Below are 23,533 nucleotides of genomic sequence, written 5' to 3'. Positions count from 1 at the left end.
TGACAGTGTATATTCATCCAGTCTTTAGCCGTATACTCCTGCATTATTTACGCCCGCCGTGCGAGGCCATCTTGGACAAGATCCTGATTCGTGGGGCTCGAACCCACAACCTGAAGAACATCGACCTGACCCTGCCACGGGACAAACTGATCGTCATCACCGGCTTGTCCGGGTCCGGCAAGTCGTCCCTGGCGTTTGACACGCTGTACGCCGAAGGCCAGCGCCGCTACGTGGAATCCCTGTCGGCCTATGCCCGCCAGTTCCTGTCGATGATGGAAAAGCCCGACGTCGACACCATTGAAGGCCTGTCGCCTGCGATTTCCATCGAACAGAAATCCACCTCCCACAACCCGCGTTCCACCGTGGGCACCATCACCGAGATCTACGACTACCTGCGCCTGCTGTATGCCCGCGTCGGTATTCCCCGCTGCCCGGACCACGACATTCCCCTGGAAGCCCAGACCGTCAGCCAGATGGTCGACCTGGTGCTGGCCCAGCCGGAGGGCGCCAAGCTGATGCTGCTGGCACCGGTGATTCGCGAGCGCAAGGGTGAACACCTTTCGGTCTTTGAAGAACTGCGTGCCCAGGGTTTCGTGCGTGCCCGCATCAACGGCAAGCTCTACGAGCTGGACGAAGCGCCGAAGCTGGATAAACAGAAAAAGCACTCGATTGATGTGGTCGTCGACCGCTTCAAGGTGCGTGCCGATTTGCAGCAGCGCCTGGCGGAGTCTTTCGAGACCGCGCTGAAGCTGGCAGACGGCATTGCCCTGGTGGCGCCGATGGACGATGAACCCGGGGAAGAAATCATCTTCTCCGCGCGCTTCGCCTGCCCGATCTGCGGCCATGCCATCAGCGAGCTGGAACCGAAGCTGTTTTCCTTCAACAACCCGGCCGGCGCTTGCCCGACCTGTGATGGCCTGGGGGTTAAGCAATTCTTCGACATCAAGCGCCTGGTCAACGGTGACCTCACACTGGCGGAGGGTGCGATACGTGGCTGGGACAGGCGTAACGTCTATTACTTCCAGATGCTGGGTTCGTTGGCTTCGCACTACAAGTTCAGCCTGGAAGTGCCGTTCAACGAACTGCCGGCCGAACAGCAGAAATTCATCCTGCATGGCAGCGGTTCACAGAACGTCGACTTCAAGTATTTGAACGACCGTGGCGATATCGTCAAACGCTCGCACCCGTTCGAAGGCATCGTGCCGAACCTGGAGCGGCGCTACCGCGAGACAGAGTCCGCCAGCGTGCGCGAGGAGCTGGCCAAGTTCCTCAGCACCCAGCCTTGCCCGGATTGCCGTGGCACACGCCTGCGCCGTGAGGCGCGGCATGTGTGGGTTGGCGAGAAGACCCTGCCGGCAGTGACCAACCTGCCGATTGGCGATGCCTGCGAATACTTCGGCACGCTGAAACTGACGGGCCGCCGCGGGGAAATTGCCGACAAGATCCTCAAGGAGATTCGTGAACGGCTGCAGTTCCTGGTCAACGTGGGCCTGGACTACCTGTCGCTGGACCGCAGTGCCGACACGCTTTCCGGCGGTGAAGCCCAGCGGATTCGCTTGGCCAGCCAGATCGGTGCCGGCCTGGTGGGCGTGTTGTACATCCTCGATGAACCGTCGATTGGATTGCATCAACGGGACAACGACCGCTTGCTGGGCACGCTGAAGCACCTGCGGGACATCGGCAATACGGTGATCGTGGTCGAGCACGATGAAGACGCGATTCGCCTGGCCGATTATGTGGTCGATATCGGCCCGGGAGCGGGTGTTCACGGTGGGCATATTGTCGCCGAGGGCACGCCGGCTGAAGTGATGGCGCATCCTGACTCGCTGACCGGTAAGTACCTGTCGGGTCGCGTGAAGATCGCCGTGCCGGCCAAACGCACCCCGCGCAACAAGAAGATGGCACTGCACCTCAAGGGCGCGCGCGGCAACAACCTGCGCAATGTCGACCTGGAGATCCCGCTGGGCCTGCTGACCTGTGTGACCGGTGTATCCGGTTCGGGCAAATCAACGCTGATCAACAACACGCTGTTCCCGTTGAGTGCCACTGCACTGAACGGCGCGACCACCCTGGAAGCCGCCGCTCACGACAGCATCAAGGGCCTGGAACACCTGGACAAGGTGGTCGATATCGACCAAAGCCCGATTGGCCGCACACCGCGCTCCAACCCGGCGACCTACACCGGGCTGTTCACGCCGATTCGCGAGCTGTTCGCCGGCGTGCCGGAATCGCGCTCCCGTGGCTACGGGCCTGGTCGGTTCTCGTTCAACGTCAAGGGCGGCCGCTGCGAAGCGTGCCAGGGCGATGGCTTGATCAAGGTGGAGATGCACTTCCTGCCGGACATCTACGTGCCGTGCGACGTGTGCAAGAGCAAGCGCTACAACCGCGAAACCCTGGAGATCAAGTACAAGGGCAAGAGCATCCACGAAACCCTCGAGATGACGATCGAGGAAGCGCGGGTGTTCTTCGACGCGGTACCGGCCCTGGCGCGCAAGCTGCAGACACTGATGGATGTTGGCCTGTCGTACATCAAGCTGGGTCAGTCGGCGACGACGCTGTCGGGTGGCGAGGCCCAGCGGGTCAAGCTGTCTCGCGAGCTGTCCAAGCGTGATACCGGCAAGACGCTGTACATCCTCGACGAGCCGACCACAGGCCTGCACTTCGCGGATATTCAGCAATTGCTGGATGTGCTGCATCGCCTGCGTGACCACGGCAATACGGTGGTAGTGATCGAGCACAATCTGGATGTGATCAAGACCGCCGACTGGCTGGTGGACCTGGGGCCGGAAGGCGGTTCCAAAGGTGGGCAGATCATTGCGGTCGGCACACCGGAGCAAGTCTCGGAGATGAAGCAGTCTCACACCGGCTTCTACCTCAAGCCTCTGCTGGCTCGCGACAAGGACTGATTGTTCAGCCCCACGAAAAAGCCCCTGTCACCGTGTAAGTGACAGGGGCTTTTTAGTAGCTGGAGGAATCAGAACTGCGATTGCAGGTAATTCTCCAGGCCAATCAGCTTGATCAGGCCCAACTGCTTTTCCAGCCAGTAGGTGTGATCCTCTTCGGTGTCATTCAACTGCACCCGCAGGATTTCCCGCGTGACGTAGTCGTTGTGCTGCTCGCAGAGCTCAATGCCCTTGCAGAGCGCGGCACGGACCTTGTACTCAAGGCGCAAGTCGCTGGCGAGCATCTCAGGCACCGTGGTGCCGGTATCCAGGTCGTCGGGACGCATACGGGGCGTGCCTTCGAGCATCAGGATACGGCGCATCAGTGCGTCGGCGTGCTGTGCCTCTTCTTCCATTTCATGGTTGATACGCTCGTAGAGCTCGGTAAAGCCCCAGTCTTCGTACATCCGCGAGTGAATGAAATATTGGTCACGAGCTGCCAGTTCGCCCGTCAGCAACGTGTTGAGGTAATCGATTACGTCGGGGTGACCTTGCATCGCCCTACATCTCCCTGCTTGAAAGTCTGTAGTTTGAACCATGATGACCCGGAGGTCACGGGACCAACGGCAGAAAAGTGAAGATTTCCGGTGAAAAGTAGCTTAAATAACGCAAAAACCGCCCAAATGAGGGCGGTTCTGCTTATCGTTTAGAGTCAGTTAAGCGATACACCCAGTGCAGATGCGATCCCTTCTCCATAAGCCGGGTCGGCCTTGAAGAAGTACTGCAACTGGCGCTGCACCACGTCGCTGGAAACACCCGCCATTGCGCCGGCGATATTGTTGATCAGCAGGGCTTTCTGCTCATCGTTCATCAGGCGGAACAGCGCACCGGCATGGCTGTAGTAGTCGGTATCTTCGCGGTGATCGTAACGATCAGCCGCACCGCTCAGGGCCAAGGCTGGCTCGGCATACTGAGGAGCCTGCTTCGGCGCATCGGCGTAGCTGTTTGGCTCGTAATTGGGGGCCGCACCACCATTGGAGCCGAATGCCATCGAACCATCACGCTGGTAGCTGTTGACTGGGCTGCGTGGCGCATTCACCGGCAGTTGCTGGTGATTGGTACCTACGCGATAGCGATGGGCATCGGCGTAAGCGAACACGCGCCCTTGCAGCATGCGGTCTGGCGACAGGCCAACACCCGGGACCATGTTGCTTGGACCGAAAGCCGCCTGTTCAACTTCAGCGAAGTAGTTCAGCGGGTTGCGGTTCAGTTCCAGCTCACCCACTTCGATCAGCGGGAACTCTTTCTGCGACCAGGTCTTGGTCACGTCGAACGGGTTTTCGTAGTGAGCGTTGGCCTGGGCCTCAGTCATGATCTGAATGCACACGCGCCATTTCGGGAAGTCACCACGCTCAATAGCACCGAACAGATCGCGCTGAGCGTAATCAGGGTCGGTACCCGCCAGGCGTGCAGCGTCAGCCGGCGCCAGGTTCTTGATACCTTGCTTGGTCTTGTAGTGCCACTTCACCCAGTGACGCTCGCCTTTGGCGTTAATCAAGCTGTAGGTGTGACTGCCGAAGCCGTGCATGTGACGGTAGCCGTCCGGGATGCCACGGTCCGAAAACAGGATGGTGACCTGGTGCAGCGCCTCAGGGGAGTGCGACCAGAAGTCCCACATCATCTGTGCACTTTTCAGGTTGCTTTGCGGCAGGCGCTTTTGGGTGTGGATAAAGTCGGGAAACTTCAGCGGGTCGCGGATGAAGAACACCGGGGTGTTGTTACCAACGATGTCCCAGTTGCCTTCTTCGGTGTAGAACTTCAACGCGAAACCACGCGGGTCGCGCTCAGTATCAGCCGAACCACGCTCGCCACCCACCGTGGAGAAGCGCAGGAAAGTCGGAGTTTGCTTGCCCACAGAATCGAACAGCTTGGCGCTGGTGTACTGCGTGATGTCTTGAGTGACGGTGAAGGTACCGTAAGCGCCCGAGCCTTTGGCGTGTACACGACGCTCAGGAATGTTTTCACGGTTGAAGTGAGCGAGCTTCTCGATCAGGTGAAAGTCGTCGAGCAGCAGCGGGCCGCGTGGGCCGGCGGAACGGGAATTCTGGTTATCCGCGACAGGTGCGCCGCTGGCGGTAGTAAGGGTTTTATTCTGGCTCATGCTCAATCTTCCTCAGGTCAGTCTTGGAACTGCCGGCTAATCGGCGTGTAGCGATTATTGATCAGGAAGATGACACCATCAAATTTATTAAATCATACCCACCGATAGAAATTAACTAACGATCCATCCGAACGGATATCAAAAGTTGCTGCACGGGCTGAACGTGTATTCGCTCGAGGTAATGCCAGTTTTCCAACGCGCACAAAAAACCGGGCACTAGGCCCGGTTCTTCGTTACAGACTGACGTCTTACTCAGCGGATACAGCTTCACCGCCAACTGGACGATCGATCAGCTCAACGTACGCCATAGGCGCGTTGTCACCAGCGCGGAAACCGCACTTGAGGATGCGCAGGTAGCCACCCTCACGGGTAGCGTAACGCTTGCCCAGGTCGTTGAAGAGCTTACCAACGATAGCTTTCGAACGAGTACGGTCGAAAGCCAGACGGCGGTTAGCCAGGCTGTCTGTCTTGGCCAAAGTAATCAGCGGCTCAGCAACGCGACGCAGTTCTTTAGCTTTCGGCAGTGTAGTTTTGATCAGCTCGTGCTCGAACAGCGACACCGCCATGTTCTGGAACATAGCCTTACGGTGCGAGCTGGTACGGCTCAGGTGACGACCACTTTTACGATGACGCATGGTTCATTCCTTACCAAACTCACGTTCGGTGATTACGACGATCAGGCAGTCGCCTTGTCGTCCTTCTTAAGACTTGCAGGCGGCCAGTTGTCGAGGCGCATGCCGAGGGACAGACCGCGGGAGGCCAGAACGTCCTTGATTTCAGTCAAGGATTTCTTGCCCAGGTTCGGAGTCTTCAACAGTTCTACTTCGGTGCGCTGAATCAGATCACCGATGTAGTAAATGTTTTCCGCCTTAAGGCAGTTAGCCGAACGTACAGTCAGTTCCAGATCGTCAACCGGGCGAAGCAGGATCGGATCGATCTCGTCTTCCTGCTCGATTACCACTGGTTCGCTGTCACCCTTGAGGTCGACGAACGCAGCCAACTGCTGTTGCAGAATGGTTGCAGCGCGGCGGATAGCCTCTTCAGGATCCAGAGTACCGTTGGTTTCCAGATCAATAACCAGCTTGTCCAGGTTAGTACGCTGTTCGACACGGGCGTTTTCCACCACGTATGCGATACGGCGAACCGGGCTGAACGAAGAGTCGAGCTGCAAGCGACCAATGCTGCGGCTTTCGTCTTCATCGCTCTGACGCGAGTCGGCCGGTTCATAACCACGACCACGAGCTACGGTGAGCTTCATGTTCAGGGCGCCGTTAGACGCCAGGTTAGCGATTACGTGATCGGGATTAACGATCTCGACATCATGATCCAGCTGAATATCGGCAGCGGTAACCACCCCCGAACCCTTCTTCGACAAGGTCAGCGTAACTTCGTCACGGCCGTGCAGCTTGATAGCCAGACCTTTAAGGTTCAACAGGATTTCAATTACGTCTTCCTGTACACCTTCGATGGCGCTGTACTCGTGGAGCACACCGTCAATCTCGGCCTCGACTACTGCACAGCCGGGCATTGAGGACAACAGGATGCGGCGCAGCGCGTTGCCCAGGGTGTGGCCAAAACCACGCTCGAGAGGCTCGAGAGTGATCTTGGCGCGGGTTGGACTGACAACCTGCACATCAATGTGACGGGGTGTCAGGAACTCATTTACCGAAATCTGCATGGATGCACCTATTTTCTAGCCCTTACTTGGAGTAGAGCTCGACAATCAGGCTTTCGTTGATGTCGGCGGACAGATCACTGCGAGCAGGAACGTTCTTGAAAACGCCCGACTTCTTCTCAGTGTCTACTTCTACCCATTCTACGCGGCCACGTTGGGCACACAGATCGAGAGCTTGGACAATGCGAAGTTGATTTTTTGCTTTCTCGCGAATCGCGACCACGTCACCAGCACGAACCTGGTACGACGGGACGTTAACGGTTTGGCCGTTTACGCTGACGGATTTGTGCGATACCAGCTGACGGGATTCGGCACGAGTCGAACCAAAGCCCATACGGTATACAACGTTGTCCAGACGGCATTCGAGCAGTTGCAGCAGGTTTTCACCGGTTGCACCTTTCTTGCCAGCAGCTTCTTTGTAGTAGCCGCTGAACTGACGCTCGAGAACGCCGTAGATACGACGGACCTTCTGCTTTTCACGCAGTTGGGTGCCGTAGTCGGACTGGCGACCGCGGCGTTGGCCGTGGATACCAGGTGCTGCTTCAATGTTGCACTTCGATTCGATCGCGCGCACGCCGCTCTTCAGAAAGAGATCGGTGCCTTCACGACGAGCGAGTTTGCATTTTGGACCAATGTAACGAGCCATTCTTTACAATCTCCTGGATTACACGCGGCGCTTCTTCGGCGGACGGCACCCGTTGTGCGGGATTGGCGTCACGTCGGTGATGCTGGCGATCTTATAGCCACAGCCGTTCAATGCACGGACAGCAGACTCACGACCTGGACCTGGACCTTTGACGTTGACGTCGAGGTTTTTCAGGCCATATTCCAGCGCAGCTTGACCAGCACGTTCAGCAGCTACTTGAGCAGCAAACGGGGTGGACTTGCGGGAACCGCGGAAACCCGAACCACCGGAGGTAGCCCAAGAAAGCGCGTTACCTTGACGGTCGGTGATGGTCACGATTGTGTTGTTAAAAGATGCATGGATGTGGGCGATGCCATCAACCACTGTCTTTTTAACTTTTTTACGAGGACGAGCAGCAGGTTTTGCCATGATTAATTTCCTGTCGATTCGCGTGGGCGATTACTTGCGGATCGGCTTACGCGGACCTTTACGGGTACGCGCGTTAGTCTTGGTACGCTGACCGCGTACTGGAAGACCACGACGATGACGCAGACCACGGTAGCAACCGAGGTCCATCAAACGCTTGATTTTCATGTTGATTTCGCGACGCAGGTCACCTTCAGTGGTGAACTTCGCCACTTCGCCACGCAACAGCTCAATCTGCTCGTCGCTCAGATCCTTGATCTTTGCGGCTGGGTTTACCCCAGTGTCTGCGCAAATTTTCTGCGCAGTAGTGCGACCAACACCATAGATGTAGGTCAGCGAGATAACAGTGTGCTTGTTATCTGGAATGTTAACGCCTGCAATACGGGCCATTCAGTGGGACTCCAATTGACAGCTACCTACGCCCCGGAAGCCAAGAAATAGGGCGCGAGATAATATCGCTGTAATAACAAATAATCAACCCGGCAGCGCACTAGCTGCCGGGCTTCAAGCGGATCACACTCAGCCTTGGCGCTGTTTGTGACGCGGTTCCGCGCTGCAAATTACTCGAACAACACCTTCGCGGCGAATAATCTTGCAGTTACGGCACAGCTTTTTCACCGATGCACGAACTTTCATCACCAACTCCTCGAACCTTATGGGTACTCAGCGCAACATGCCGCTGCCGTAACCCTTCAGGTTGGCTTTCTTCATCAGGGATTCGTACTGGTGCGAAACGAGGTGCGATTGTACTTGGGACATGAAGTCCATCACAACCACGACGACGATCAGCAACGAGGTCCCGCCAAGGTAGAACGGAACGTTTGCTGCAACCACCAGGAACTGGGGCAACAGGCAGACGGCCGTCATATATAGAGCACCGAACATGGTCAAGCGAGTCAGAACGCCATCAATGTAGCGCGCAGACTGCTCACCTGGACGAATACCCGGAATAAAGGCACCGGACTTCTTCAGGTTTTCCGCTACGTCTTTCGGATTGAACATCAACGCCGTATAGAAGAAGCAGAAGAAAATAATCCCTGCACTAAACAGCAGAATATTCAACGGCTGACCAGGAGCGATCGACTGCGAGATGTCCTGCAACCAGCCCATACCTTCAGACTGACCGAACCAGGCACCCAACGAAGCCGGAAACAGCAAAATGCTGCTCGCGAAAATGGCAGGAATAACCCCAGCCATGTTCACTTTCAGCGGCAGGTGGCTGGTCTGCGCGGCAAAGACCTTGCGGCCCTGCTGACGCTTGGCGTAGTGAACAGCAATACGACGCTGGCCACGCTCAATGAACACCACAAAACCGATAATCGCTACTGCCAACAAACCGATGGCAACCAGGGCGAAGATATTGATATCACCCTGACGTGCAGACTCGAAAGACTGCCCAATCGCTCTCGGAAGACCGGCAACGATACCTGCGAAAATCAACATCGAGATACCGTTACCAACACCACGCTCAGTAATCTGCTCACCCAGCCACATCATGAACATCGCACCAGCCACAAATGTGGATACCGCGACGAAATGGAAGCCAAAGTCACCAGTGAACGCAACACCCTGCCCGGCCAGGCCAACGGACATGCCGATAGCCTGGACCAGGGCGAGGATGACAGTGCCGTAGCGGGTGTACTGGCTTATCTTGCGACGGCCAGCTTCACCTTCCTTCTTCAACTGCTCCAACTGCGGACTGACGGCGGTCATCAGTTGCATGATGATCGATGCCGAGATGTACGGCATGATCCCCAGTGCAAAGATGCTCATCCGTTCCAGCGCGCCGCCGGAAAACATGTTGAACAAGCTAAGAATGGTCCCCTCATTCTGTCGAAACAGGTCTGCGAGTCGGTCCGGGTTGATACCTGGAACCGGGATGTGTGCGCCTATTCGGTAGACGATAATCGCCAGGAACAGAAAACGCAGACGAGCCCAAAGTTCAGACATACCGCCTTTGCCGAGCGCTGAGAGAGCACCTTGCTTAGCCATTTATTCCTCGAACTTGCCGCCAGCTGCTTCGATAGCCGAACGCGCACCTTTGGTGGCGCCGATTCCCTTGCCGATAGTGACAGCGCGAGTCACTTCACCGGACAGCATGATTTTCACACGCTGTACGTTGACGTTGATCACGTTGGCATCTTTCAGGGTCTGCACGGTAACGATGTCGCCTTCCACTTTGGCCAGCTCGGACAGACGCACTTCTGCGCGGTCCATGGCTTTCAGGGAAACGAAACCGAACTTCGGCAGGCGACGATGCAGCGGCTGTTGACCGCCTTCAAAGCCTGGAGCGATGGTGCCACCGGAGCGGGAGGACTGACCTTTGTGGCCACGGCCACCGGTCTTGCCCAAACCACTACCGATACCACGGCCCGGACGATGCTTTTCGCGACGGGAACCCGGCGCTGGACTCAGATCATTGAGTTTCATCGAATTAACCCTCGACACGCAGCATGTAGTAAGCCTTGTTGATCATCCCGCGATTCTCGGGAGTATCAAGTACTTCTACAGTGTGACCGATGCGACGCAGACCCAAACCCTTAACGCACAATTTGTGGTTAGGGATGCGGCCGGTCATGCTTTTGATCAGCGTTACTTTAACGGTAGCCATGATCAGAAGATCTCCTTGACGCTTTTGCCACGCTTGGCGGCAATGGATTCAGGAGACTGCATTGCTTTCAAACCCTTGAAAGTGGCGTGAACCACGTTTACCGGGTTAGTCGAGCCGTAGCACTTGGCCAGAACGTTCTGAACGCCAGCAACTTCGAGGACAGCACGCATAGCGCCGCCAGCGATGATACCGGTACCTTCAGAGGCAGGCTGCATGTACACCTTCGAAGCGCCGTGAGCGGACTTCATTGCGTACTGCAGAGTGGTGCCGTTCAGATCAACTTGGATCATGTTGCGACGAGCAGCTTCCATTGCCTTCTGGATCGCAGCAGGCACTTCACGTGACTTGCCACGGCCGAAGCCAACGCGCCCTTTACCATCACCTACCACGGTCAACGCGGTGAAAGTGAAGATACGGCCGCCTTTAACGGTTTTGGCTACGCGGTTAACTTGAACCAGCTTCTCAATGTAGCCTTCGTCGCGCTTTTGGTCGTTATTTGACATAACTTAGAACTCCAGCCCAGCTTCACGAGCAGCATCAGCCAGCGCTTTCACGCGGCCGTGGTACTTGAAGCCAGAGCGGTCGAAAGCCACTTGCGAGACGCCGGCGGCCTTAGCACGCGTAGCGACCAGCTGGCCAACCTTAGTGGCCGCGTCGATGTTGCCAGTGGCACCATCACGCAGTTCTTTATCCAAAGTCGAGGCGCTTGCCAGGACTTTGTTGCCGTCGGCCGAGATGACCTGGGCGTAGATGTGCTGCGACGAGCGGAACACGCAGAGACGCACGACTTCGAGTTCGTGCATTTTCAGGCGTGCTTTGCGAGCGCGACGCAGTCGAGTAACTTTTTTGTCGGTCATTTGCTATGCCCTACTTCTTCTTGGCTTCTTTACGACGGACGACTTCGTCCGCGTAGCGCACACCTTTGCCTTTGTACGGCTCTGGTGGACGGAAGTCGCGGATCTCAGCGGCCACCTGACCTACCAGCTGCTTATCAATACCCTTGATCAGGATATCGGTTTGGCTAGGGGTCTCAGCGGTGATGCCTTCCGGCAGTTCGTAATCCACTGGGTGCGAGAAGCCAAGGGCCAGGTTCAGAACCGTGCCTTTTGCTTGCGCTTTGTAACCAACACCGACCAGCTGGAGCTTGCGCTCGAAGCCTTGGCTTACGCCTTGGACCATGTTGTTTACCAACGCACGAGTGGTACCGGCCATTGCGCGAGTTTGTTGATCGCCATTGCGAGCAGCGAAACGCAGCTCACCAGCTTCTTCAACGATCTCAACGGACGAATGGATGTTCAGTTCCAGAGTGCCCTTGGCACCCTTCACCGAAAGCTGTTGGCCTGCGAATTTTACTTCGACACCGGCTGGCAGCTTAACGGGGTTCTTAGCGACGCGTGACATGCTTATCCCCCCTTAGAACACAGTGCAAAGAACTTCGCCGCCGACACCGGCAGCGCGCGCAGCACGATCCGTCATCACACCTTTGTTGGTGGAGACGATAGACACACCGAGACCGCCACGAACTTTTGGCAGATCATCAACGGACTTGTACTGACGCAGGCCTGGACGGCTAACGCGCTTCACTTCTTCGATGACCGGACGGCCTTCGAAGTACTTCAGCTCGATGGACAGCAGTGGTTTGATTTCGCTGCTGATCTGATAACCCGCAATGTAGCCTTCGTCTTTCAGGACTTTGGCAACAGCAACCTTCAACGTGGAAGATGGCATGCTTACGACGGACTTTTCAGCCATCTGGGCATTACGGATACGAGTTAGCATGTCCGCTAACGGGTCCTGCATACTCATGGCTAGACGCTCCTAATACAAAAAAATTAGCCTTGCGGCCATTACGTGTCGCCGAGAATCTCCGAGCACAAAACACACGGGCTCAGGCGAGCCGCGTATTTTAGACACACTCCGGAAATGAAACAAGCCCCAAAAGGGGCTTGTTCCAGATTCTAGGCCACCGGCGGTCAGTATCTTGCGATCCTGGCCACCGAGACTTCGAACGTACTTACCAGCTGGCTTTAACCAGACCTGGTACGTCACCACGCATTGCCGCTTCACGCAGTTTGTTACGGCCGAGGCCGAACTTGCGGTAAACGCCGTGTGGACGACCGGTCAGGCGGCAGCGGTTACGCATGCGCGAAGCGCTTGCGTCACGTGGCTGCTTCTGCAGAGCAACTGTAGCTTCCCAACGCGCTTCTGGACTTGCGTTCAGATCAACGATGATTGCTTTCAGTGCTGCACGCTTCTTGGCGTACTTGGCAACCGTGAGCTGACGCTTCAGCTCGCGGTTTTTCATGCTCATCTTGGCCATGGTCCTACTCCAATCAGTTGCGGAACGGGAATTTGAACGCACGCAGCAGAGCGCGGCCTTCATCATCGTTCTTGGCAGTGGTGGTCAGGGTGATGTCCAGACCGCGGAGAGCATCGATCTTGTCGTAGTCGATTTCCGGGAAGATGATCTGCTCTTTAACGCCCATGCTGTAGTTACCACGACCATCGAAGGACTTGGCATTCAGGCCGCGGAAGTCGCGGACCCGAGGCAGGGAGATCGACAGCAGACGATCCAGGAATTCGTACATACGCTCACGGCGCAGAGTCACTTTGACGCCGATCGGCCATCCTTCACGGACTTTAAAGCCAGCGATGGATTTACGAGCGTAGGTCACAACGACTTTTTGGCCGGTGATCTTTTCCAGGTCAGCAACAGCGTGCTCGATGACTTTTTTGTCGCCGATCGCTTCGCCCAGACCCATGTTCAGGGTGATTTTGGTAACGCGCGGAACTTCCATCACGTTCGAAAGCTTAAGTTCTTCCTTAAGTTTCGGTGCGATTTCCTTCCGGTAAATCTCTTTTAGTCGTGCCATGGTCTTCTACCTAGCAGTGTTCAAGCATCAACCGCTTTTTGGGTCGACTTGAAGACACGAATTTTCTTACCGTCTTCTACTTTGAAACCAACGCGGTCAGCCTTGTTGGTTTCGCCGTTGAAGATGGCGACGTTAGAAGCGTGCAGTGGCGCTTCTTTCTCGACGATACCGCCTTGTACGCCCGACATCGGGTTAGGCTTGGTATGACGCTTGACCAGGTTCAGACCACCAACGACCAGACGGTCATCAGCAAGAACCTTCAGCACCTTACCGCGCTTACCTTTGTCTTTGCCGGCGATCACGATGATCTCGTCGTCACGACGAATCTTTTGCATGTCGGATCTCCTTACAGCACTTCTGGGGCGAGCGAGACGATCTTCATGAACTTCTCAGTACGAAGTTCACGGGTCACTGGCCCAAAGATACGGGTGCCGATCGGCTCTTGCTTGTTGTTCAGAAGAACAGCAGCGTTGCCATCAAAGCGGATAATGGAGCCATCTGCACGGCGTACGCCGTGACGAGTGCGGACTACAACAGCAGTCATCACTTGGCCTTTTTTCACTTTACCGCGAGGAATTGCTTCCTTCACGGTAACTTTGATGATGTCACCGATACCAGCGTAACGACGATGGGAGCCACCCAGCACCTTGATGCACATAACGCGGCGTGCGCCGCTGTTATCGGCCACATCGAGCATGGATTGAGTCTGAATCATATAATTTCTCCGACCCCTAGTCCTTAGACTTCCACAGCGCGTTCGAGAACATCAACCAGGGCCCAAGACTTGGTCTTGGCCAACGGACGAGTTTCACGAATAGTGACTTTGTCGCCGATGTGGCACTGGTTGGTTTCGTCGTGCGCGTGCAGCTTAGTCGAACGCTTAACGTATTTACCGTAGATCGGGTGCTTAACGCGACGCTCGATCAAAACGGTGATGGTTTTGTCCATCTTGTCGCTGACAACACGGCCAGTCAGCGTACGGACAGTCTTTTCGGCTTCAGCCATGATCACTTACCTGCCTGCTGGTTGAGCACAGTCTTCACGCGAGCAATGTCACGCTTAACTTGCGAGAGCAGATGAGACTGCCCCAACTGGCCAGTTGCTTTCTGCATACGCAGATTGAACTGGTCGCGCAGCAGGCCGAGCAGTTGCTCGTTCAGCTGCTGTGCGGATTTTTCACGAAGTTCATTCGCTTTCATCACATCACCGTCCGTTTAACAAAGGAGGTGGCGAGCGGCAGCTTTGCAGCAGCCAGGGCGAAAGCCTCACGCGCCAGCTCTTCAGTAACACCCTCGATTTCATACAGGACTTTGCCTGGCTGAATCTGGGCAACCCAATATTCCACGTTACCCTTACCTTTACCCATCCGAACTTCGAGGGGCTTTTTGGAGATAGGCTTGTCCGGGAATACACGGATCCAGATCTTGCCGCCACGTTTAACGTGACGGGTCAGTGCACGACGCGCTGACTCGATCTGACGAGCGGTGAGACGACCACGAGCTACAGACTTCAGCGCATATTCGCCGAAGCTGACTTTGCTACCGCGCTGAGCCAGACCACGGTTGTGGCCTGTCATCTGCTTGCGGAACTTCGTACGCTTTGGTTGCAACATTTGGCGTACCCCTTACTTAGCAGCTTTTTTACGAGGCGCTGGTGCTTGTGGTTTCAGTTCTTCTTGGCGACCACCAATTACTTCGCCTTTGAAGATCCAAACCTTTACACCGATCACACCGTAGGTGGTGTGAGCTTCGTAGTTGGCATAGTCGATGTCGGCACGCAGGGTGTGCAGTGGCACACGACCTTCGCGATACCATTCAGTACGTGCGATTTCAGCACCGCCGAGACGACCGCTCACTTGGATTTTGATGCCTTTGGCACCAATGCGCATGGCGTTCTGTACTGCGCGCTTCATAGCGCGACGGAACATTACGCGACGCTCCAGCTGCTGAGCTACGCTCTGCGCAACCAGCATACCGTCGAGCTCCGGCTTGCGGATCTCTTCGATATTGATGTGCACAGGCACACCCATTTGCTTGGTCAGGTCCTGACGCAGTTTCTCAACATCTTCACCTTTCTTCCCGATAACGATACCTGGACGAGCGGTGTGGATGGTGATACGTGCAGTTTGAGCAGGACGATGGATATCGATACGGCTCACGGACGCGCTTTTTAGTTTGTCTTGGAGATACTCACGCACCTTCAGATCAGCGAACAAGTAGTCCGCATAAGTCCGACCGTCTGCGTACCAGACGGAGGTGTGCTCCTTGACGATTCCCAGGCGAATGCCAATGGGATGTACTTTCTGACCCATCTCTTCGACTCCGTTACTTGTCAGCAACCTTGACAGTGATATGGCAAGACCGCTTGACGATGCGATCAGCTCGGCCTTTGGCACGAGGCATGATGCGCTTCAGCGAACGCCCTTCGTTGACGAAAACGGTGCTGACCTTCAGGTCATCAACGTCTGCGCCTTCGTTGTGCTCGGCGTTGGCTACGGCCGACTCCAGCACTTTCTTGATGATCTCGGCGGCTTTCTTACTGCTGAAAGCCAACAGGTTGAGCGCTTCGCCCACCTTCTTCCCGCGGATCTGGTCGGCGACCAAGCGGGCTTTCTGGGCGGAGATTCGAGCGCCCGACAACTTAGCGGCTACTTCCATCGTTCCTTACCCCTTAACGCTTGGCTTTCTTGTCTGCCACGTGCCCACGATATGTGCGGGTACCGGCAAACTCGCCTAGTTTGTGGCCGACCATGTCTTCGTTCACGAGAACTGGAACATGTTGACGACCGTTATGCACTGCAATGGTCAGACCGACCATTTGTGGCAGGATCATCGAACGACGCGACCAGGTTTTCACCGGTTTGCGATCGTTCTTTTCCGCCGCCACTTCGATCTTCTTCAGTAGGTGAAGATCAATAAAAGGACCTTTTTTCAGAGAACGTGGCACTGTCGTATCCCTCTATTTACTTGCGACGACGGACGATCATTTTGTCGGTACGCTTATTACCACGAGTCTTCGCGCCCTTAGTCGGGAAGCCCCATGGCGATACCGGATGACGACCACCAGAGGTACGACCTTCACCACCACCGTGTGGGTGGTCAACCGGGTTCATGGCAACACCACGAACGGTTGGGCGAACGCCACGCCAGCGTTTGGCACCAGCTTTACCCAGCGAACGCAGGCTGTGCTCGGAGTTCGAGACTTCGCCCAGGGTCGCACGGCATTCAGCCAATACTTTACGCATTTCACCAGAGCGCAGACGCAGGGTCACGTAGACACCTTCACGAGCGATCAGCTGAGCCGAAGCACCAGCGGAACGAGCGATTTGCGCGCCTTTACCCGGCTTCAATTCGATGCCGTGTACGGTGCTACCAACTGGAATGTTGCGCAGTTGCAGAGCGTTGCCCGGCTTGATCGGTGCCAAAGCACCTGCGATCAGCTGGTCACCAGCACTCACGCCTTTAGGGGCGATGATGTAGCGACGCTCGCCATCTGCGTACAGCAGCAGAGCGATGTGAGCAGTACGGTTTGGATCGTATTCGATACGCTCGACAGTGGCAGCGATGCCATCTTTGTCGTTGCGACGGAAGTCGACCAGACGATAATGCTGCTTATGGCCACCACCGATGTGACGAGTGGTAATACGACCATTGTTGTTACGACCACCAGTCTTCGATTTCTTCTCGAGCAGCGGTGCGTGAGGAGCGCCTTTATGCAGCTCCTGGTTGACCACCTTGACCACAAAACGGCGGCCAGGGGAAGTCGGTTTGCATTTAACGATTGCCATGATGCACCCCTTCCTTACTCAGCACTGCTGCTGAAATCGAGATCTTGGCCTGGCTGAAGGGAGATAACTGCCTTCTTCCAGTCATTACGCTTGCCCAGACCGCGAGCAGTGCGCTTGCTCTTACCCAGAACATTCAGGGTAGTAACACGCTCTACTTTCACGCTGAACAGGCTTTCGACGGCCTTCTTGATTTCCAGCTTGGTTGCGTCAGTTGCAACCTTGAAAACGAACTGGCCTTTCTTGTCAGCCAGAACCGTAGCCTTTTCGGAAACGTGCGGGCCAAGCAGAACTTTAAATACGCGTTCCTGGTTCATCCCAGCAGCTCCTCGAATTTCTTCACGGCCGACACGGTGATCAACACCTTGTCGTATGCGATCAGACTAACTGGATCGGAACCTTGCACGTCACGTACATCAACGTGTGGCAGGTTGCGAGCAGCCAGGTACAGGTTCTGATCAACAGCTTCAGACACGATCAGGACGTCAGTCAGGCCCATGCCGTTCAGCTTGTTCAGCAGATCTTTGGTTTTCGGCGCTTCAACAGCGAAGTCCTGAACCACGACCAGACGATCAGTACGCACGAGTTCAGCAAGGATGGAGCGCAGTGCTGCGCGATACATCTTCTTGTTGAGCTTCTGGGTGTGATCCTGTGGACGTGCTGCGAAAGTGGTACCGCCGCCACGCCAGATTGGGCTACGGATAGTACCGGCACGAGCGCGGCCAGTACCTTTCTGACGCCAAGGGCGCTTACCGCCACCACGAACGTCGGAACGGGTCTTTTGCTGCTTGCTACCTTGACGGCCGCCGGCCATGTAGGCCACGACTGCTTGGTGAACCAGCGTCTCGTTGAATTCGCCGCCAAATGTCAGTTCGGAAACTTCGATCGCTTGAGCGTCATTTACGTTTAATTGCATGTCAGCTTCCCCTTAACCGCGAGCCTTGGCCGCTGGACGTACAACCAGGTTGCCGCCAGTAGCGCCAGGAACAGCACCCTTGACCAACAACAGATTGCGTTCAGCGTCGACGCGCACTACTTCGAGGGACTGCACGGTCACGCGCTCAGCGCCCATATGACCGGACATTTTTTTGCCCTTGAATACACGACCAGGAGTCTGGCACTGGCCAATAGAGCCCGGGACGCGGTGGGAAACGGAGTTACCGTGAGTGTTGTCTTGGCCACGGAAATTCCAACGCTTGATCGTACCCTGGAAGCCTTTACCCTTGGACTGACCGGTTACATCAACCAGTTGACCAGCGGCGAAGATTTCAGCGTTGATCAGATCGCCAGCCTGGTAGTCGCCGTCTTCAAGACGGAACTCCATGACAGTACGACCAGCTGCAACGTTTGCTTTAGCGAAGTGACCTGCTTGAGCAGCAGTCACACGCGAAGCACGACGCTCGCCGACAGTGACTTGCACTGCACGATAGCCATCGGTTTCTTCAGTTTTAAACTGGGTGACGCGATTCGGTTCGATCTCAATGACCGTGACCGGAATGGAGACACCTTCTTCGGTGAAAATACGGGTCATACCGCATTTACGACCGACTACACCAATAGTCATGTTGTAAACCTCATGAGTGTACGGGGCTTTCACCCGCTATGGCCGCCCATTTCAGAGCGTTACACGACTAAGACCCAAGTCTTAGCCGAGGCTGATCTGTACTTCCACACCGGCCGCCAGATCAAGCTTCATAAGTGCATCAACGGTTTTATCCGTTGGCAGGACGATGTCCAGCACGCGCTTATGAGTACGGATCTCGTACTGGTCACGCGCGTCTTTGTTGACGTGCGGGGAGACCAGAACGGTGAACCGCTCTTTACGGGTAGGCAGTGGAATTGGACCACGCACTTGAGCACCAGTACGTTTCGCGGTTTCCACGATTTCCTGGGTGGATTGGTCGATCAGTTTGTGGTCAAAAGCCTTCAACCTGATACGAATTTGCTGATTTGCCATTGGATTTCAGACTCCGGCTGCTATTCCCAGCGAGCGCAACACGCCCGTTAAAAGGAGGCGCAATTCTATAGACGCCCCATATGGGTGTCAACTCAATAAAAAAGCCCCCGCTGAGCGGGGGCTTTTTCAAGTCATCACTTATTAAGCGATGATTTTGGCTACGACGCCAGCGCCGACGGTACGACCGCCTTCACGGATAGCGAAACGCAGACCATCTTCCATTGCGATGGTTTTGATCAGGGTGACAACCATTTTGATGTTGTCGCCTGGCATTACCATTTCAACGCCTTCCGGCAGTTCGCAGTTACCGGTCACGTCAGTGGTCCGGAAGTAGAACTGTGGACGGTAGCCTTTGAAGAACGGAGTGTGACGACCGCCTTCTTCTTTGCTCAACACGTACACTTCAGCTTCGAAGGTAGTGTGCGGCTTAACCGAACCTGGCTTGACCAGAACCTGGCCACGCTCAACGTCGTCACGCTTGGTACCACGCAGCAGAACGCCGCAGTTCTCGCCTGCACGACCTTCGTCGAGCAGTTTACGGAACATTTCAACACCGGTGCAGGTGGTGACGGTAGTGTCACGCAGACCAACGATTTCCAGTGGATCTTGAACCTTAACGATACCGCGCTCGATACGACCAGTCACAACAGTACCACGACCGGAGATCGAGAATACGTCTTCGATTGGCATCAGGAACGGCTTGTCGATAACACGAACTGGATCTGGGATGTAGCTGTCCAGAGTCTCAACCAGTTTACGAACGGCAGTGGTGCCCATTTCGTTGTCGTCAAGACCGTCCAGAGCCATACGAGCAGAACCGATGATGATCGGAGTGTCGTCGCCTGGGAAGTCGTAAGTGCTCAGCAGATCGCGCACTTCCATCTCAACCAGTTCCAGCAGCTCAGCGTCGTCTACCAGGTCAGCCTTGTTCAGGAAAACCACGATGTACGGAACGCCTACCTGACGGGACAGCAGGATGTGCTCACGGGTTTGTGGCATCGGACCATCAGCGGCCGAGCAAACCAGGATCGCGCCGTCCATCTGGGCAGCACCGGTGATCATGTTCTTCACATAGTCAGCGTGACCTGGGCAGTCAACGTGAGCGTAGTGACGGATCAGCGAGTTGTATTCAACGTGCGCGGTGTTGATGGTGATACCACGAGCTTTTTCTTCTGGTGCGCTGTCGATCTTGTCGAAGTCAACACGAGCCGAACCGAAAACTTCGGAGCAGACGCGAGTCAGAGCAGCGGTCAGAGTGGTTTTACCGTGGTCAACGTGGCCGATAGTGCCAACGTTTACGTGCGGTAGGGAACGATCAAATTTTTCTTTAGCCACGACAATTAACTCCTTGCCTAAAGGACTGAATCAGCCTTGTTTTTTGGATACAGTTTCAGCGATGTGCGCCGGAGCTGTGTTGTATTTTTTGAATTCCATAGAGTAGCTTGCGCGACCCTGAGACATGGAACGAACGTCGGTCGCATAACCGAACATCTCGCCCAACGGAACCTCGGCACGAATCACTTTGCCGGAAACCGTATCTTCCATACCCAAGATCATGCCGCGACGACGGTTAAGGTCGCCCATCACGTCACCCATGTAGTCTTCAGGCGTAACGACTTCTACTGCCATGATTGGCTCAAGCAACTCACCACCGCCCTTCTGGGCCAGTTGCTTGGTAGCCATGGAAGCAGCCACCTTAAACGCCATCTCGTTGGAGTCGACGTCGTGGTAAGAACCGTCAAAAACGGTCGCCTTCAGGCCGATGAGCGGATAGCCGGCAACAACACCGTTCTTCATCTGCTCTTCGATACCCTTCTGGATAGCCGGGATGTATTCCTTAGGAACAACACCGCCCACTACTTCGTTCACGAATTGCAGACCTTCCTGACCTTCATCAGCAGGAGCAAAACGGATCCAGCAATGGCCGAACTGGCCACGACCGCCGGACTGACGAACGAATTTGCCTTCGATTTCGCAGTTCTTCGTGATGCGCTCACGATAGGAAACCTGAGGCTTACCGATGTTGGCTTCGACGTTGAACTCACGGCGCATCCGGTCAACCAGGATGTCCAGGTGAAGCTCGCCCATGCCGGAGATGATCGTTTGACCAGTCTCTTCATCAGTCTTGACGCGGAAAGATGGATCTTCCTGAGCAAGCTTGCCCAGAGCGATACCCATTTTTTCCTGGTCATCCTTGGTCTTAGGCTCAACGGCAACCGAAATAACCGGCTCCGGGAAGTCCATGCGAACCAGGATGATTGGCTTGGCAGCGTCGCACAAGGTCTCACCAGTGGTGACGTCCTTCATGCCGATCAGGGCCGCGATGTCACCAGCGCGTACTTCCTTGATCTCTTCACGGGCGTTTGCGTGCATTTGCACCATACGACCCACACGCTCTTTCTTGCCTTTAACCGAGTTGATCACGCCGTCGCCGGAGGCCAACACGCCCGAGTAAACGCGGACGAAGGTCAAAGTACCCACGAATGGGTCAGTAGCGATCTTGAACGCCAGAGCCGAGAACGGCTCGCTGTCATCGGCGTGACGCTCCATCTCTTCTTCCTCGTTATCAGGGTTGGTACCCTTGATAGCAGGAATGTCGGTTGGAGCAGGCAGGTAGTCGATAACGGCGTCGAGAACCAGGGGAACACCCTTGTTCTTGAAGGAAGAACCGCAAACAGCCAGAACGATCTCACCAGCGATAGTACGCTGACGCAGAGCGGCCTTGATTTCCACGTTGGTAAGCTCTTCACCTTCGAGGTACTTGTTCATCAGCTCTTCGCTGGCTTCGGCAGCAGCCTCAACCATGTTGTTACGCCACTCGTCAGCCAGCTCCTGCAGTTCTGCAGGGATAGGCTTACGAACAGGAACCATGCCTTTGTCAGCGTCATTCCAGTAAACAGCTTCCATGTTGATCAGATCGATCTGACCCTGGAAGTTGTCTTCGGAACCGATAGCCAACTGGATTGGCACCGGAGTGTGACCCAGACGCTGTTTGATCTGACCGATCACGCGCAGGAAGTTGGCACCAGCACGGTCCATCTTGTTTACGTAAACAAGACGTGGAACGCCGTACTTGTTGGCCTGACGCCATACGGTTTCCGACTGAGGCTCAACACCCGAAGTACCGCAGAACACAACGACAGCGCCGTCGAGTACACGCAGGGAACGCTCAACTTCAATGGTGAAGTCTACGTGGCCCGGGGTATCGATTACGTTGAAGCGGTGCTCGTCCTTGTACTGCTTCTCGGAACCTTTCCAGAAGGCGGTAATAGCAGCAGAAGTAATGGTAATACCACGCTCCTGCTCCTGAACCATCCAGTCTGTGGTCGCGGCGCCGTCATGCACCTCGCCCATTTTGTGACTTTTGCCGGTGTAAAACAGTACGCGCTCGGTGGTGGTGGTTTTACCAGCATCCACGTGAGCAACGATACCGATGTTACGGTAGCGGCTAATCGGAGTAGTACGAGCCATAAAGCCCTCGCAAAATTAGTGAAGCTAGAATTAGAAGCGGTAGTGCGAGAAAGCTTTGTTGGCTTCAGCCATACGGTGCACGTCTTCACGCTTCTTAACAGCAGCACCTTTACCTTCAGCAGCGTCCAACAGTTCGCCAGCCAAACGCAGGGCCATAGACTTCTCGCCGCGCTTACGGGCGAAGTCTACCAACCAGCGCATTGCCAAAGCGTTACGACGGGACGGGCGAACTTCAACCGGAACCTGGTAAGTAGCACCGCCTACACGGCGCGACTTCACTTCGACCAGCGGAGCGATGGCGTCGAGAGCTTTCTCGAAGATTTCCAGGGGGTCGCTGTTCTTGCGTTCTTTAACCTTTTCCAGCGCGCCATAAACGATACGCTCGGCAACGGCTTTCTTGCCGCTTTCCATTACGTGGTTCATGAACTTGGCCAGGATTTGGCTTCCGTATTTTGGATCGTCAAGCACTTCGCGCTTGGCTGCTACGCGTCTTCTTGGCATGGATAAGCCCTCAAACGGTCTTCAGGTTCGCTCGGAATCGGTGCCCTTTCGGGACGCCTCCGACCTTACTCTTATCGACTCAGAAAATAAGATGATTCAGTTTTACAAAAAGCCGCTACTACTTAGGCTTCTTGGTACCGTACTTCGAACGACCCTGGTTACGACCTTTAACGCCGGAAGTATCCAAGGAGCCGCGTACGGTGTGGTAACGAACACCTGGCAAGTCTTTTACACGACCGCCGCGGATCAGTACCACGCTGTGCTCTTGCAGGTTGTGACCTTCACCGCCGATGTACGAGGAAACCTCGAAACCGTTGGTCAGGCGCACACGGCATACTTTACGCAGTGCCGAGTTAGGTTTTTTCGGCGTAGTGGTATACACGCGAGTGCATACGCCACGACGTTGCGGGCAGTTCTGCAGCGCAGGCACGTCGGATTTCTCGACGATACGCTTACGCGGCTGACGTACCAGCTGGTTGATAGTTGCCATCTACTAGCTCCACTGTTGTCTTGCGACGCTATTGTCTTGCAAGAAAAGCAAAATGGCAGGAACGAATTCCCGCCAAA

General features: G+C 55.4%; 35 protein-coding genes. 1 reads left to right on the top strand and 34 read right to left on the bottom strand.

Translation table 11 applies throughout. The features are described 5' to 3' along the window. Positions 1 to 71 precede the first annotated feature (71 nt). Positions 72 to 2,906 carry an excinuclease ABC subunit UvrA gene (gene uvrA, locus HX818_RS24845; protein ID WP_003210046.1) on the top strand — a complete coding sequence of 945 codons (2,835 nt, stop codon included), beginning with the start codon at positions 72 to 74 and terminating at the stop codon, positions 2,904 to 2,906. Between the two features lie 68 nt (positions 2,907 to 2,974). Here the strand turns inward: uvrA and bfr are convergent, their stop codons facing one another. From bfr to rpsL, 34 genes are all read right to left on the bottom strand, one after another. Then, on the bottom strand, positions 2,975 to 3,439 hold the full coding sequence (bfr, locus tag HX818_RS24840) for a bacterioferritin (RefSeq protein ID WP_003210048.1): 465 nt from the start codon (positions 3,437 to 3,439) through the stop codon (positions 2,975 to 2,977). 155 nt (positions 3,440 to 3,594) lie between these two features. Continuing rightward, positions 3,595 to 5,043: a catalase gene (locus tag HX818_RS24835; protein WP_008436430.1), complete on the bottom strand. Its 1,449-nt coding sequence runs from the start codon at positions 5,041 to 5,043 to the stop codon at positions 3,595 to 3,597. A gap of 248 nt (positions 5,044 to 5,291) precedes the next feature. After that, entirely contained in the window at positions 5,292 to 5,678 is a 387-nt protein-coding gene (rplQ, locus tag HX818_RS24830; RefSeq protein WP_003210053.1) for a 50S ribosomal protein L17, read from the bottom strand. A 41-nt stretch (positions 5,679 to 5,719) separates the two neighbouring features. Continuing rightward, entirely contained in the window at positions 5,720 to 6,721 is a 1,002-nt protein-coding gene (gene rpoA, locus HX818_RS24825) for a DNA-directed RNA polymerase subunit alpha (protein ID WP_003176403.1), read from the bottom strand. Positions 6,722 to 6,743: 22 nt separating this feature from the next. Next, positions 6,744 to 7,364 carry a 30S ribosomal protein S4 gene (gene rpsD / locus HX818_RS24820; protein WP_003210056.1) on the bottom strand — a complete coding sequence of 207 codons (621 nt, stop codon included), beginning with the start codon at positions 7,362 to 7,364 and terminating at the stop codon, positions 6,744 to 6,746. Positions 7,365 to 7,382: 18 nt separating this feature from the next. Then, positions 7,383 to 7,772, bottom strand: a complete 390-nt coding sequence (gene rpsK / locus HX818_RS24815) for a 30S ribosomal protein S11 (RefSeq protein ID WP_002555466.1) — start codon at positions 7,770 to 7,772, stop codon at positions 7,383 to 7,385. 30 nt (positions 7,773 to 7,802) lie between these two features. Then, positions 7,803 to 8,159 (bottom strand): 30S ribosomal protein S13, encoded by a 357-nt coding sequence (gene rpsM / locus HX818_RS24810; protein ID WP_003210063.1) that lies wholly within the window; start codon positions 8,157 to 8,159, stop codon positions 7,803 to 7,805. Positions 8,160 to 8,288: 129 nt separating this feature from the next. Next, positions 8,289 to 8,405 (bottom strand): 50S ribosomal protein L36, encoded by a 117-nt coding sequence (gene rpmJ / locus HX818_RS24805; protein WP_002555468.1) that lies wholly within the window; start codon positions 8,403 to 8,405, stop codon positions 8,289 to 8,291. A 27-nt stretch (positions 8,406 to 8,432) separates the two neighbouring features. Then, positions 8,433 to 9,761 (bottom strand): preprotein translocase subunit SecY, encoded by a 1,329-nt coding sequence (gene secY / locus HX818_RS24800; protein WP_003210064.1) that lies wholly within the window; start codon positions 9,759 to 9,761, stop codon positions 8,433 to 8,435. Beyond that, positions 9,762 to 10,199, bottom strand: a complete 438-nt coding sequence (rplO, locus tag HX818_RS24795; protein WP_003210066.1) for a 50S ribosomal protein L15 — start codon at positions 10,197 to 10,199, stop codon at positions 9,762 to 9,764. It lies immediately after the preceding gene. Between the two features lie 4 nt (positions 10,200 to 10,203). Next, positions 10,204 to 10,380, bottom strand: a complete 177-nt coding sequence (gene rpmD, locus HX818_RS24790; RefSeq protein WP_003186033.1) for a 50S ribosomal protein L30 — start codon at positions 10,378 to 10,380, stop codon at positions 10,204 to 10,206. Between the two features lie 2 nt (positions 10,381 to 10,382). Next, on the bottom strand, positions 10,383 to 10,883 hold the full coding sequence (rpsE, locus tag HX818_RS24785; protein ID WP_003186035.1) for a 30S ribosomal protein S5: 501 nt from the start codon (positions 10,881 to 10,883) through the stop codon (positions 10,383 to 10,385). Between the two features lie 3 nt (positions 10,884 to 10,886). Continuing rightward, entirely contained in the window at positions 10,887 to 11,237 is a 351-nt protein-coding gene (rplR, locus tag HX818_RS24780) for a 50S ribosomal protein L18 (protein ID WP_003186037.1), read from the bottom strand. Positions 11,238 to 11,247: 10 nt separating this feature from the next. Next, positions 11,248 to 11,781 carry a 50S ribosomal protein L6 gene (rplF, locus tag HX818_RS24775; protein WP_003176412.1) on the bottom strand — a complete coding sequence of 178 codons (534 nt, stop codon included), beginning with the start codon at positions 11,779 to 11,781 and terminating at the stop codon, positions 11,248 to 11,250. Positions 11,782 to 11,793: 12 nt separating this feature from the next. Then, positions 11,794 to 12,186, bottom strand: a complete 393-nt coding sequence (rpsH, locus tag HX818_RS24770) for a 30S ribosomal protein S8 (RefSeq protein ID WP_003186040.1) — start codon at positions 12,184 to 12,186, stop codon at positions 11,794 to 11,796. A 208-nt stretch (positions 12,187 to 12,394) separates the two neighbouring features. After that, a complete protein-coding gene (gene rpsN / locus HX818_RS24765; protein ID WP_003176414.1) occupies positions 12,395 to 12,700 on the bottom strand; it encodes a 30S ribosomal protein S14 in 306 nt (101 codons plus the stop codon). A gap of 13 nt (positions 12,701 to 12,713) precedes the next feature. Beyond that, entirely contained in the window at positions 12,714 to 13,253 is a 540-nt protein-coding gene (gene rplE, locus HX818_RS24760) for a 50S ribosomal protein L5 (protein ID WP_003210069.1), read from the bottom strand. Between the two features lie 20 nt (positions 13,254 to 13,273). Further along, positions 13,274 to 13,588 carry a 50S ribosomal protein L24 gene (rplX, locus tag HX818_RS24755; protein WP_007896770.1) on the bottom strand — a complete coding sequence of 105 codons (315 nt, stop codon included), beginning with the start codon at positions 13,586 to 13,588 and terminating at the stop codon, positions 13,274 to 13,276. Between the two features lie 11 nt (positions 13,589 to 13,599). Continuing rightward, positions 13,600 to 13,968, bottom strand: a complete 369-nt coding sequence (gene rplN / locus HX818_RS24750; RefSeq protein WP_002555479.1) for a 50S ribosomal protein L14 — start codon at positions 13,966 to 13,968, stop codon at positions 13,600 to 13,602. 23 nt (positions 13,969 to 13,991) lie between these two features. Next, a complete protein-coding gene (gene rpsQ, locus HX818_RS24745; protein WP_003176419.1) occupies positions 13,992 to 14,258 on the bottom strand; it encodes a 30S ribosomal protein S17 in 267 nt (88 codons plus the stop codon). A gap of 2 nt (positions 14,259 to 14,260) precedes the next feature. Next, complete coding sequence (gene rpmC / locus HX818_RS24740) at positions 14,261 to 14,452, bottom strand: 50S ribosomal protein L29 (protein ID WP_002555481.1); 192 nt, start codon at positions 14,450 to 14,452, stop codon at positions 14,261 to 14,263. Further along, positions 14,452 to 14,865, bottom strand: a complete 414-nt coding sequence (gene rplP / locus HX818_RS24735) for a 50S ribosomal protein L16 (protein WP_003210075.1) — start codon at positions 14,863 to 14,865, stop codon at positions 14,452 to 14,454. The genes rpmC and rplP overlap by 1 nt, the downstream gene beginning before the upstream one ends. 12 nt (positions 14,866 to 14,877) lie before the next feature. Beyond that, positions 14,878 to 15,564 carry a 30S ribosomal protein S3 gene (rpsC, locus tag HX818_RS24730; protein WP_003176422.1) on the bottom strand — a complete coding sequence of 229 codons (687 nt, stop codon included), beginning with the start codon at positions 15,562 to 15,564 and terminating at the stop codon, positions 14,878 to 14,880. A 13-nt stretch (positions 15,565 to 15,577) separates the two neighbouring features. Next, positions 15,578 to 15,910: a 50S ribosomal protein L22 gene (gene rplV / locus HX818_RS24725; RefSeq protein WP_003210077.1), complete on the bottom strand. Its 333-nt coding sequence runs from the start codon at positions 15,908 to 15,910 to the stop codon at positions 15,578 to 15,580. A 13-nt stretch (positions 15,911 to 15,923) separates the two neighbouring features. After that, positions 15,924 to 16,199, bottom strand: a complete 276-nt coding sequence (gene rpsS / locus HX818_RS24720) for a 30S ribosomal protein S19 (protein WP_002555486.1) — start codon at positions 16,197 to 16,199, stop codon at positions 15,924 to 15,926. A 16-nt stretch (positions 16,200 to 16,215) separates the two neighbouring features. Next, positions 16,216 to 17,040 (bottom strand): 50S ribosomal protein L2, encoded by an 825-nt coding sequence (rplB, locus tag HX818_RS24715; RefSeq protein WP_003210080.1) that lies wholly within the window; start codon positions 17,038 to 17,040, stop codon positions 16,216 to 16,218. A gap of 14 nt (positions 17,041 to 17,054) precedes the next feature. After that, positions 17,055 to 17,354, bottom strand: a complete 300-nt coding sequence (rplW, locus tag HX818_RS24710) for a 50S ribosomal protein L23 (RefSeq protein WP_002555488.1) — start codon at positions 17,352 to 17,354, stop codon at positions 17,055 to 17,057. Then, the gene (gene rplD / locus HX818_RS24705) at positions 17,351 to 17,953 is read right to left on the bottom strand and encodes a 50S ribosomal protein L4 (RefSeq protein WP_003210082.1); all 603 of its coding nucleotides are present in this window, start codon (positions 17,951 to 17,953) and stop codon (positions 17,351 to 17,353) included. The genes rplW and rplD overlap by 4 nt, the downstream gene beginning before the upstream one ends. A 12-nt stretch (positions 17,954 to 17,965) precedes the next feature. Further along, positions 17,966 to 18,601, bottom strand: a complete 636-nt coding sequence (gene rplC / locus HX818_RS24700) for a 50S ribosomal protein L3 (RefSeq protein WP_003194649.1) — start codon at positions 18,599 to 18,601, stop codon at positions 17,966 to 17,968. 81 nt (positions 18,602 to 18,682) lie between these two features. After that, positions 18,683 to 18,994, bottom strand: a complete 312-nt coding sequence (rpsJ, locus tag HX818_RS24695; protein WP_003210084.1) for a 30S ribosomal protein S10 — start codon at positions 18,992 to 18,994, stop codon at positions 18,683 to 18,685. Between the two features lie 141 nt (positions 18,995 to 19,135). After that, positions 19,136 to 20,329 carry an elongation factor Tu gene (gene tuf, locus HX818_RS24690; protein ID WP_003210085.1) on the bottom strand — a complete coding sequence of 398 codons (1,194 nt, stop codon included), beginning with the start codon at positions 20,327 to 20,329 and terminating at the stop codon, positions 19,136 to 19,138. A 30-nt stretch (positions 20,330 to 20,359) separates the two neighbouring features. Continuing rightward, positions 20,360 to 22,465: an elongation factor G gene (fusA, locus tag HX818_RS24685; RefSeq protein WP_003210087.1), complete on the bottom strand. Its 2,106-nt coding sequence runs from the start codon at positions 22,463 to 22,465 to the stop codon at positions 20,360 to 20,362. Positions 22,466 to 22,495: 30 nt separating this feature from the next. Beyond that, on the bottom strand, positions 22,496 to 22,966 hold the full coding sequence (rpsG, locus tag HX818_RS24680) for a 30S ribosomal protein S7 (protein WP_002555493.1): 471 nt from the start codon (positions 22,964 to 22,966) through the stop codon (positions 22,496 to 22,498). 118 nt (positions 22,967 to 23,084) lie between these two features. Next, positions 23,085 to 23,456: a 30S ribosomal protein S12 gene (gene rpsL / locus HX818_RS24675; protein ID WP_002555494.1), complete on the bottom strand. Its 372-nt coding sequence runs from the start codon at positions 23,454 to 23,456 to the stop codon at positions 23,085 to 23,087. Between the last annotated feature and the right edge of the window lie 77 nt (positions 23,457 to 23,533).

It is taken from the genome of Pseudomonas sp. F9001, assembly GCF_013385435.1.
In the GTDB taxonomy this organism is placed as follows: Bacteria; Pseudomonadota; Gammaproteobacteria; order Pseudomonadales; family Pseudomonadaceae; genus Aquipseudomonas.
Note: the sequence above shows the minus strand (reverse complement) of the source record. Positions and strands in the feature narration are given on the sequence as shown.

What these genes read in the sequence shown, in the direction of transcription:
- bfr (WP_003210048.1), bottom strand. Translation starts at nt 3,439, where the DNA reads ATGCAAGGTCACCCCGACGTAATCGATTACCTCAACACGTTGCTGACG.
- HX818_RS24835 (WP_008436430.1), bottom strand. Translation starts at nt 5,043, where the DNA reads ATGAGCCAGAATAAAACCCTTACTACCGCCAGCGGCGCACCTGTCGCG.
- rplQ (WP_003210053.1), bottom strand. Translation starts at nt 5,678, where the DNA reads ATGCGTCATCGTAAAAGTGGTCGTCACCTGAGCCGTACCAGCTCGCAC.
- rpoA (WP_003176403.1), bottom strand. Translation starts at nt 6,721, where the DNA reads ATGCAGATTTCGGTAAATGAGTTCCTGACACCCCGTCACATTGATGTG.
- rpsD (WP_003210056.1), bottom strand. Translation starts at nt 7,364, where the DNA reads ATGGCTCGTTACATTGGTCCAAAATGCAAACTCGCTCGTCGTGAAGGC.
- rpsK (WP_002555466.1), bottom strand. Translation starts at nt 7,772, where the DNA reads ATGGCAAAACCTGCTGCTCGTCCTCGTAAAAAAGTTAAAAAGACAGTG.
- rpsM (WP_003210063.1), bottom strand. Translation starts at nt 8,159, where the DNA reads ATGGCCCGTATTGCAGGCGTTAACATTCCAGATAACAAGCACACTGTT.
- rpmJ (WP_002555468.1), bottom strand. Translation starts at nt 8,405, where the DNA reads ATGAAAGTTCGTGCATCGGTGAAAAAGCTGTGCCGTAACTGCAAGATT.
- secY (WP_003210064.1), bottom strand. Translation starts at nt 9,761, where the DNA reads ATGGCTAAGCAAGGTGCTCTCTCAGCGCTCGGCAAAGGCGGTATGTCT.
- rplO (WP_003210066.1), bottom strand. Translation starts at nt 10,199, where the DNA reads ATGAAACTCAATGATCTGAGTCCAGCGCCGGGTTCCCGTCGCGAAAAG.
- rpmD (WP_003186033.1), bottom strand. Translation starts at nt 10,380, where the DNA reads ATGGCTACCGTTAAAGTAACGCTGATCAAAAGCATGACCGGCCGCATC.
- rpsE (WP_003186035.1), bottom strand. Translation starts at nt 10,883, where the DNA reads ATGTCAAATAACGACCAAAAGCGCGACGAAGGCTACATTGAGAAGCTG.
- rplR (WP_003186037.1), bottom strand. Translation starts at nt 11,237, where the DNA reads ATGACCGACAAAAAAGTTACTCGACTGCGTCGCGCTCGCAAAGCACGC.
- rplF (WP_003176412.1), bottom strand. Translation starts at nt 11,781, where the DNA reads ATGTCACGCGTCGCTAAGAACCCCGTTAAGCTGCCAGCCGGTGTCGAA.
- rpsH (WP_003186040.1), bottom strand. Translation starts at nt 12,186, where the DNA reads ATGAGTATGCAGGACCCGTTAGCGGACATGCTAACTCGTATCCGTAAT.
- rpsN (WP_003176414.1), bottom strand. Translation starts at nt 12,700, where the DNA reads ATGGCCAAGATGAGCATGAAAAACCGCGAGCTGAAGCGTCAGCTCACG.
- rplE (WP_003210069.1), bottom strand. Translation starts at nt 13,253, where the DNA reads ATGGCACGACTAAAAGAGATTTACCGGAAGGAAATCGCACCGAAACTT.
- rplX (WP_007896770.1), bottom strand. Translation starts at nt 13,588, where the DNA reads ATGCAAAAGATTCGTCGTGACGACGAGATCATCGTGATCGCCGGCAAA.
- rplN (WP_002555479.1), bottom strand. Translation starts at nt 13,968, where the DNA reads ATGATTCAGACTCAATCCATGCTCGATGTGGCCGATAACAGCGGCGCA.
- rpsQ (WP_003176419.1), bottom strand. Translation starts at nt 14,258, where the DNA reads ATGGCTGAAGCCGAAAAGACTGTCCGTACGCTGACTGGCCGTGTTGTC.
- rpmC (WP_002555481.1), bottom strand. Translation starts at nt 14,452, where the DNA reads ATGAAAGCGAATGAACTTCGTGAAAAATCCGCACAGCAGCTGAACGAG.
- rplP (WP_003210075.1), bottom strand. Translation starts at nt 14,865, where the DNA reads ATGTTGCAACCAAAGCGTACGAAGTTCCGCAAGCAGATGACAGGCCAC.
- rpsC (WP_003176422.1), bottom strand. Translation starts at nt 15,564, where the DNA reads ATGGGTCAGAAAGTACATCCCATTGGCATTCGCCTGGGAATCGTCAAG.
- rplV (WP_003210077.1), bottom strand. Translation starts at nt 15,910, where the DNA reads ATGGAAGTAGCCGCTAAGTTGTCGGGCGCTCGAATCTCCGCCCAGAAA.
- rplB (WP_003210080.1), bottom strand. Translation starts at nt 17,040, where the DNA reads ATGGCAATCGTTAAATGCAAACCGACTTCCCCTGGCCGCCGTTTTGTG.
- rplW (WP_002555488.1), bottom strand. Translation starts at nt 17,354, where the DNA reads ATGAACCAGGAACGCGTATTTAAAGTTCTGCTTGGCCCGCACGTTTCC.
- rplD (WP_003210082.1), bottom strand. Translation starts at nt 17,953, where the DNA reads ATGCAATTAAACGTAAATGACGCTCAAGCGATCGAAGTTTCCGAACTG.
- rplC (WP_003194649.1), bottom strand. Translation starts at nt 18,601, where the DNA reads ATGACTATTGGTGTAGTCGGTCGTAAATGCGGTATGACCCGTATTTTC.
- rpsJ (WP_003210084.1), bottom strand. Translation starts at nt 18,994, where the DNA reads ATGGCAAATCAGCAAATTCGTATCAGGTTGAAGGCTTTTGACCACAAA.
- fusA (WP_003210087.1), bottom strand. Translation starts at nt 22,465, where the DNA reads ATGGCTCGTACTACTCCGATTAGCCGCTACCGTAACATCGGTATCGTT.
- rpsG (WP_002555493.1), bottom strand. Translation starts at nt 22,966, where the DNA reads ATGCCAAGAAGACGCGTAGCAGCCAAGCGCGAAGTGCTTGACGATCCA.
- rpsL (WP_002555494.1), bottom strand. Translation starts at nt 23,456, where the DNA reads ATGGCAACTATCAACCAGCTGGTACGTCAGCCGCGTAAGCGTATCGTC.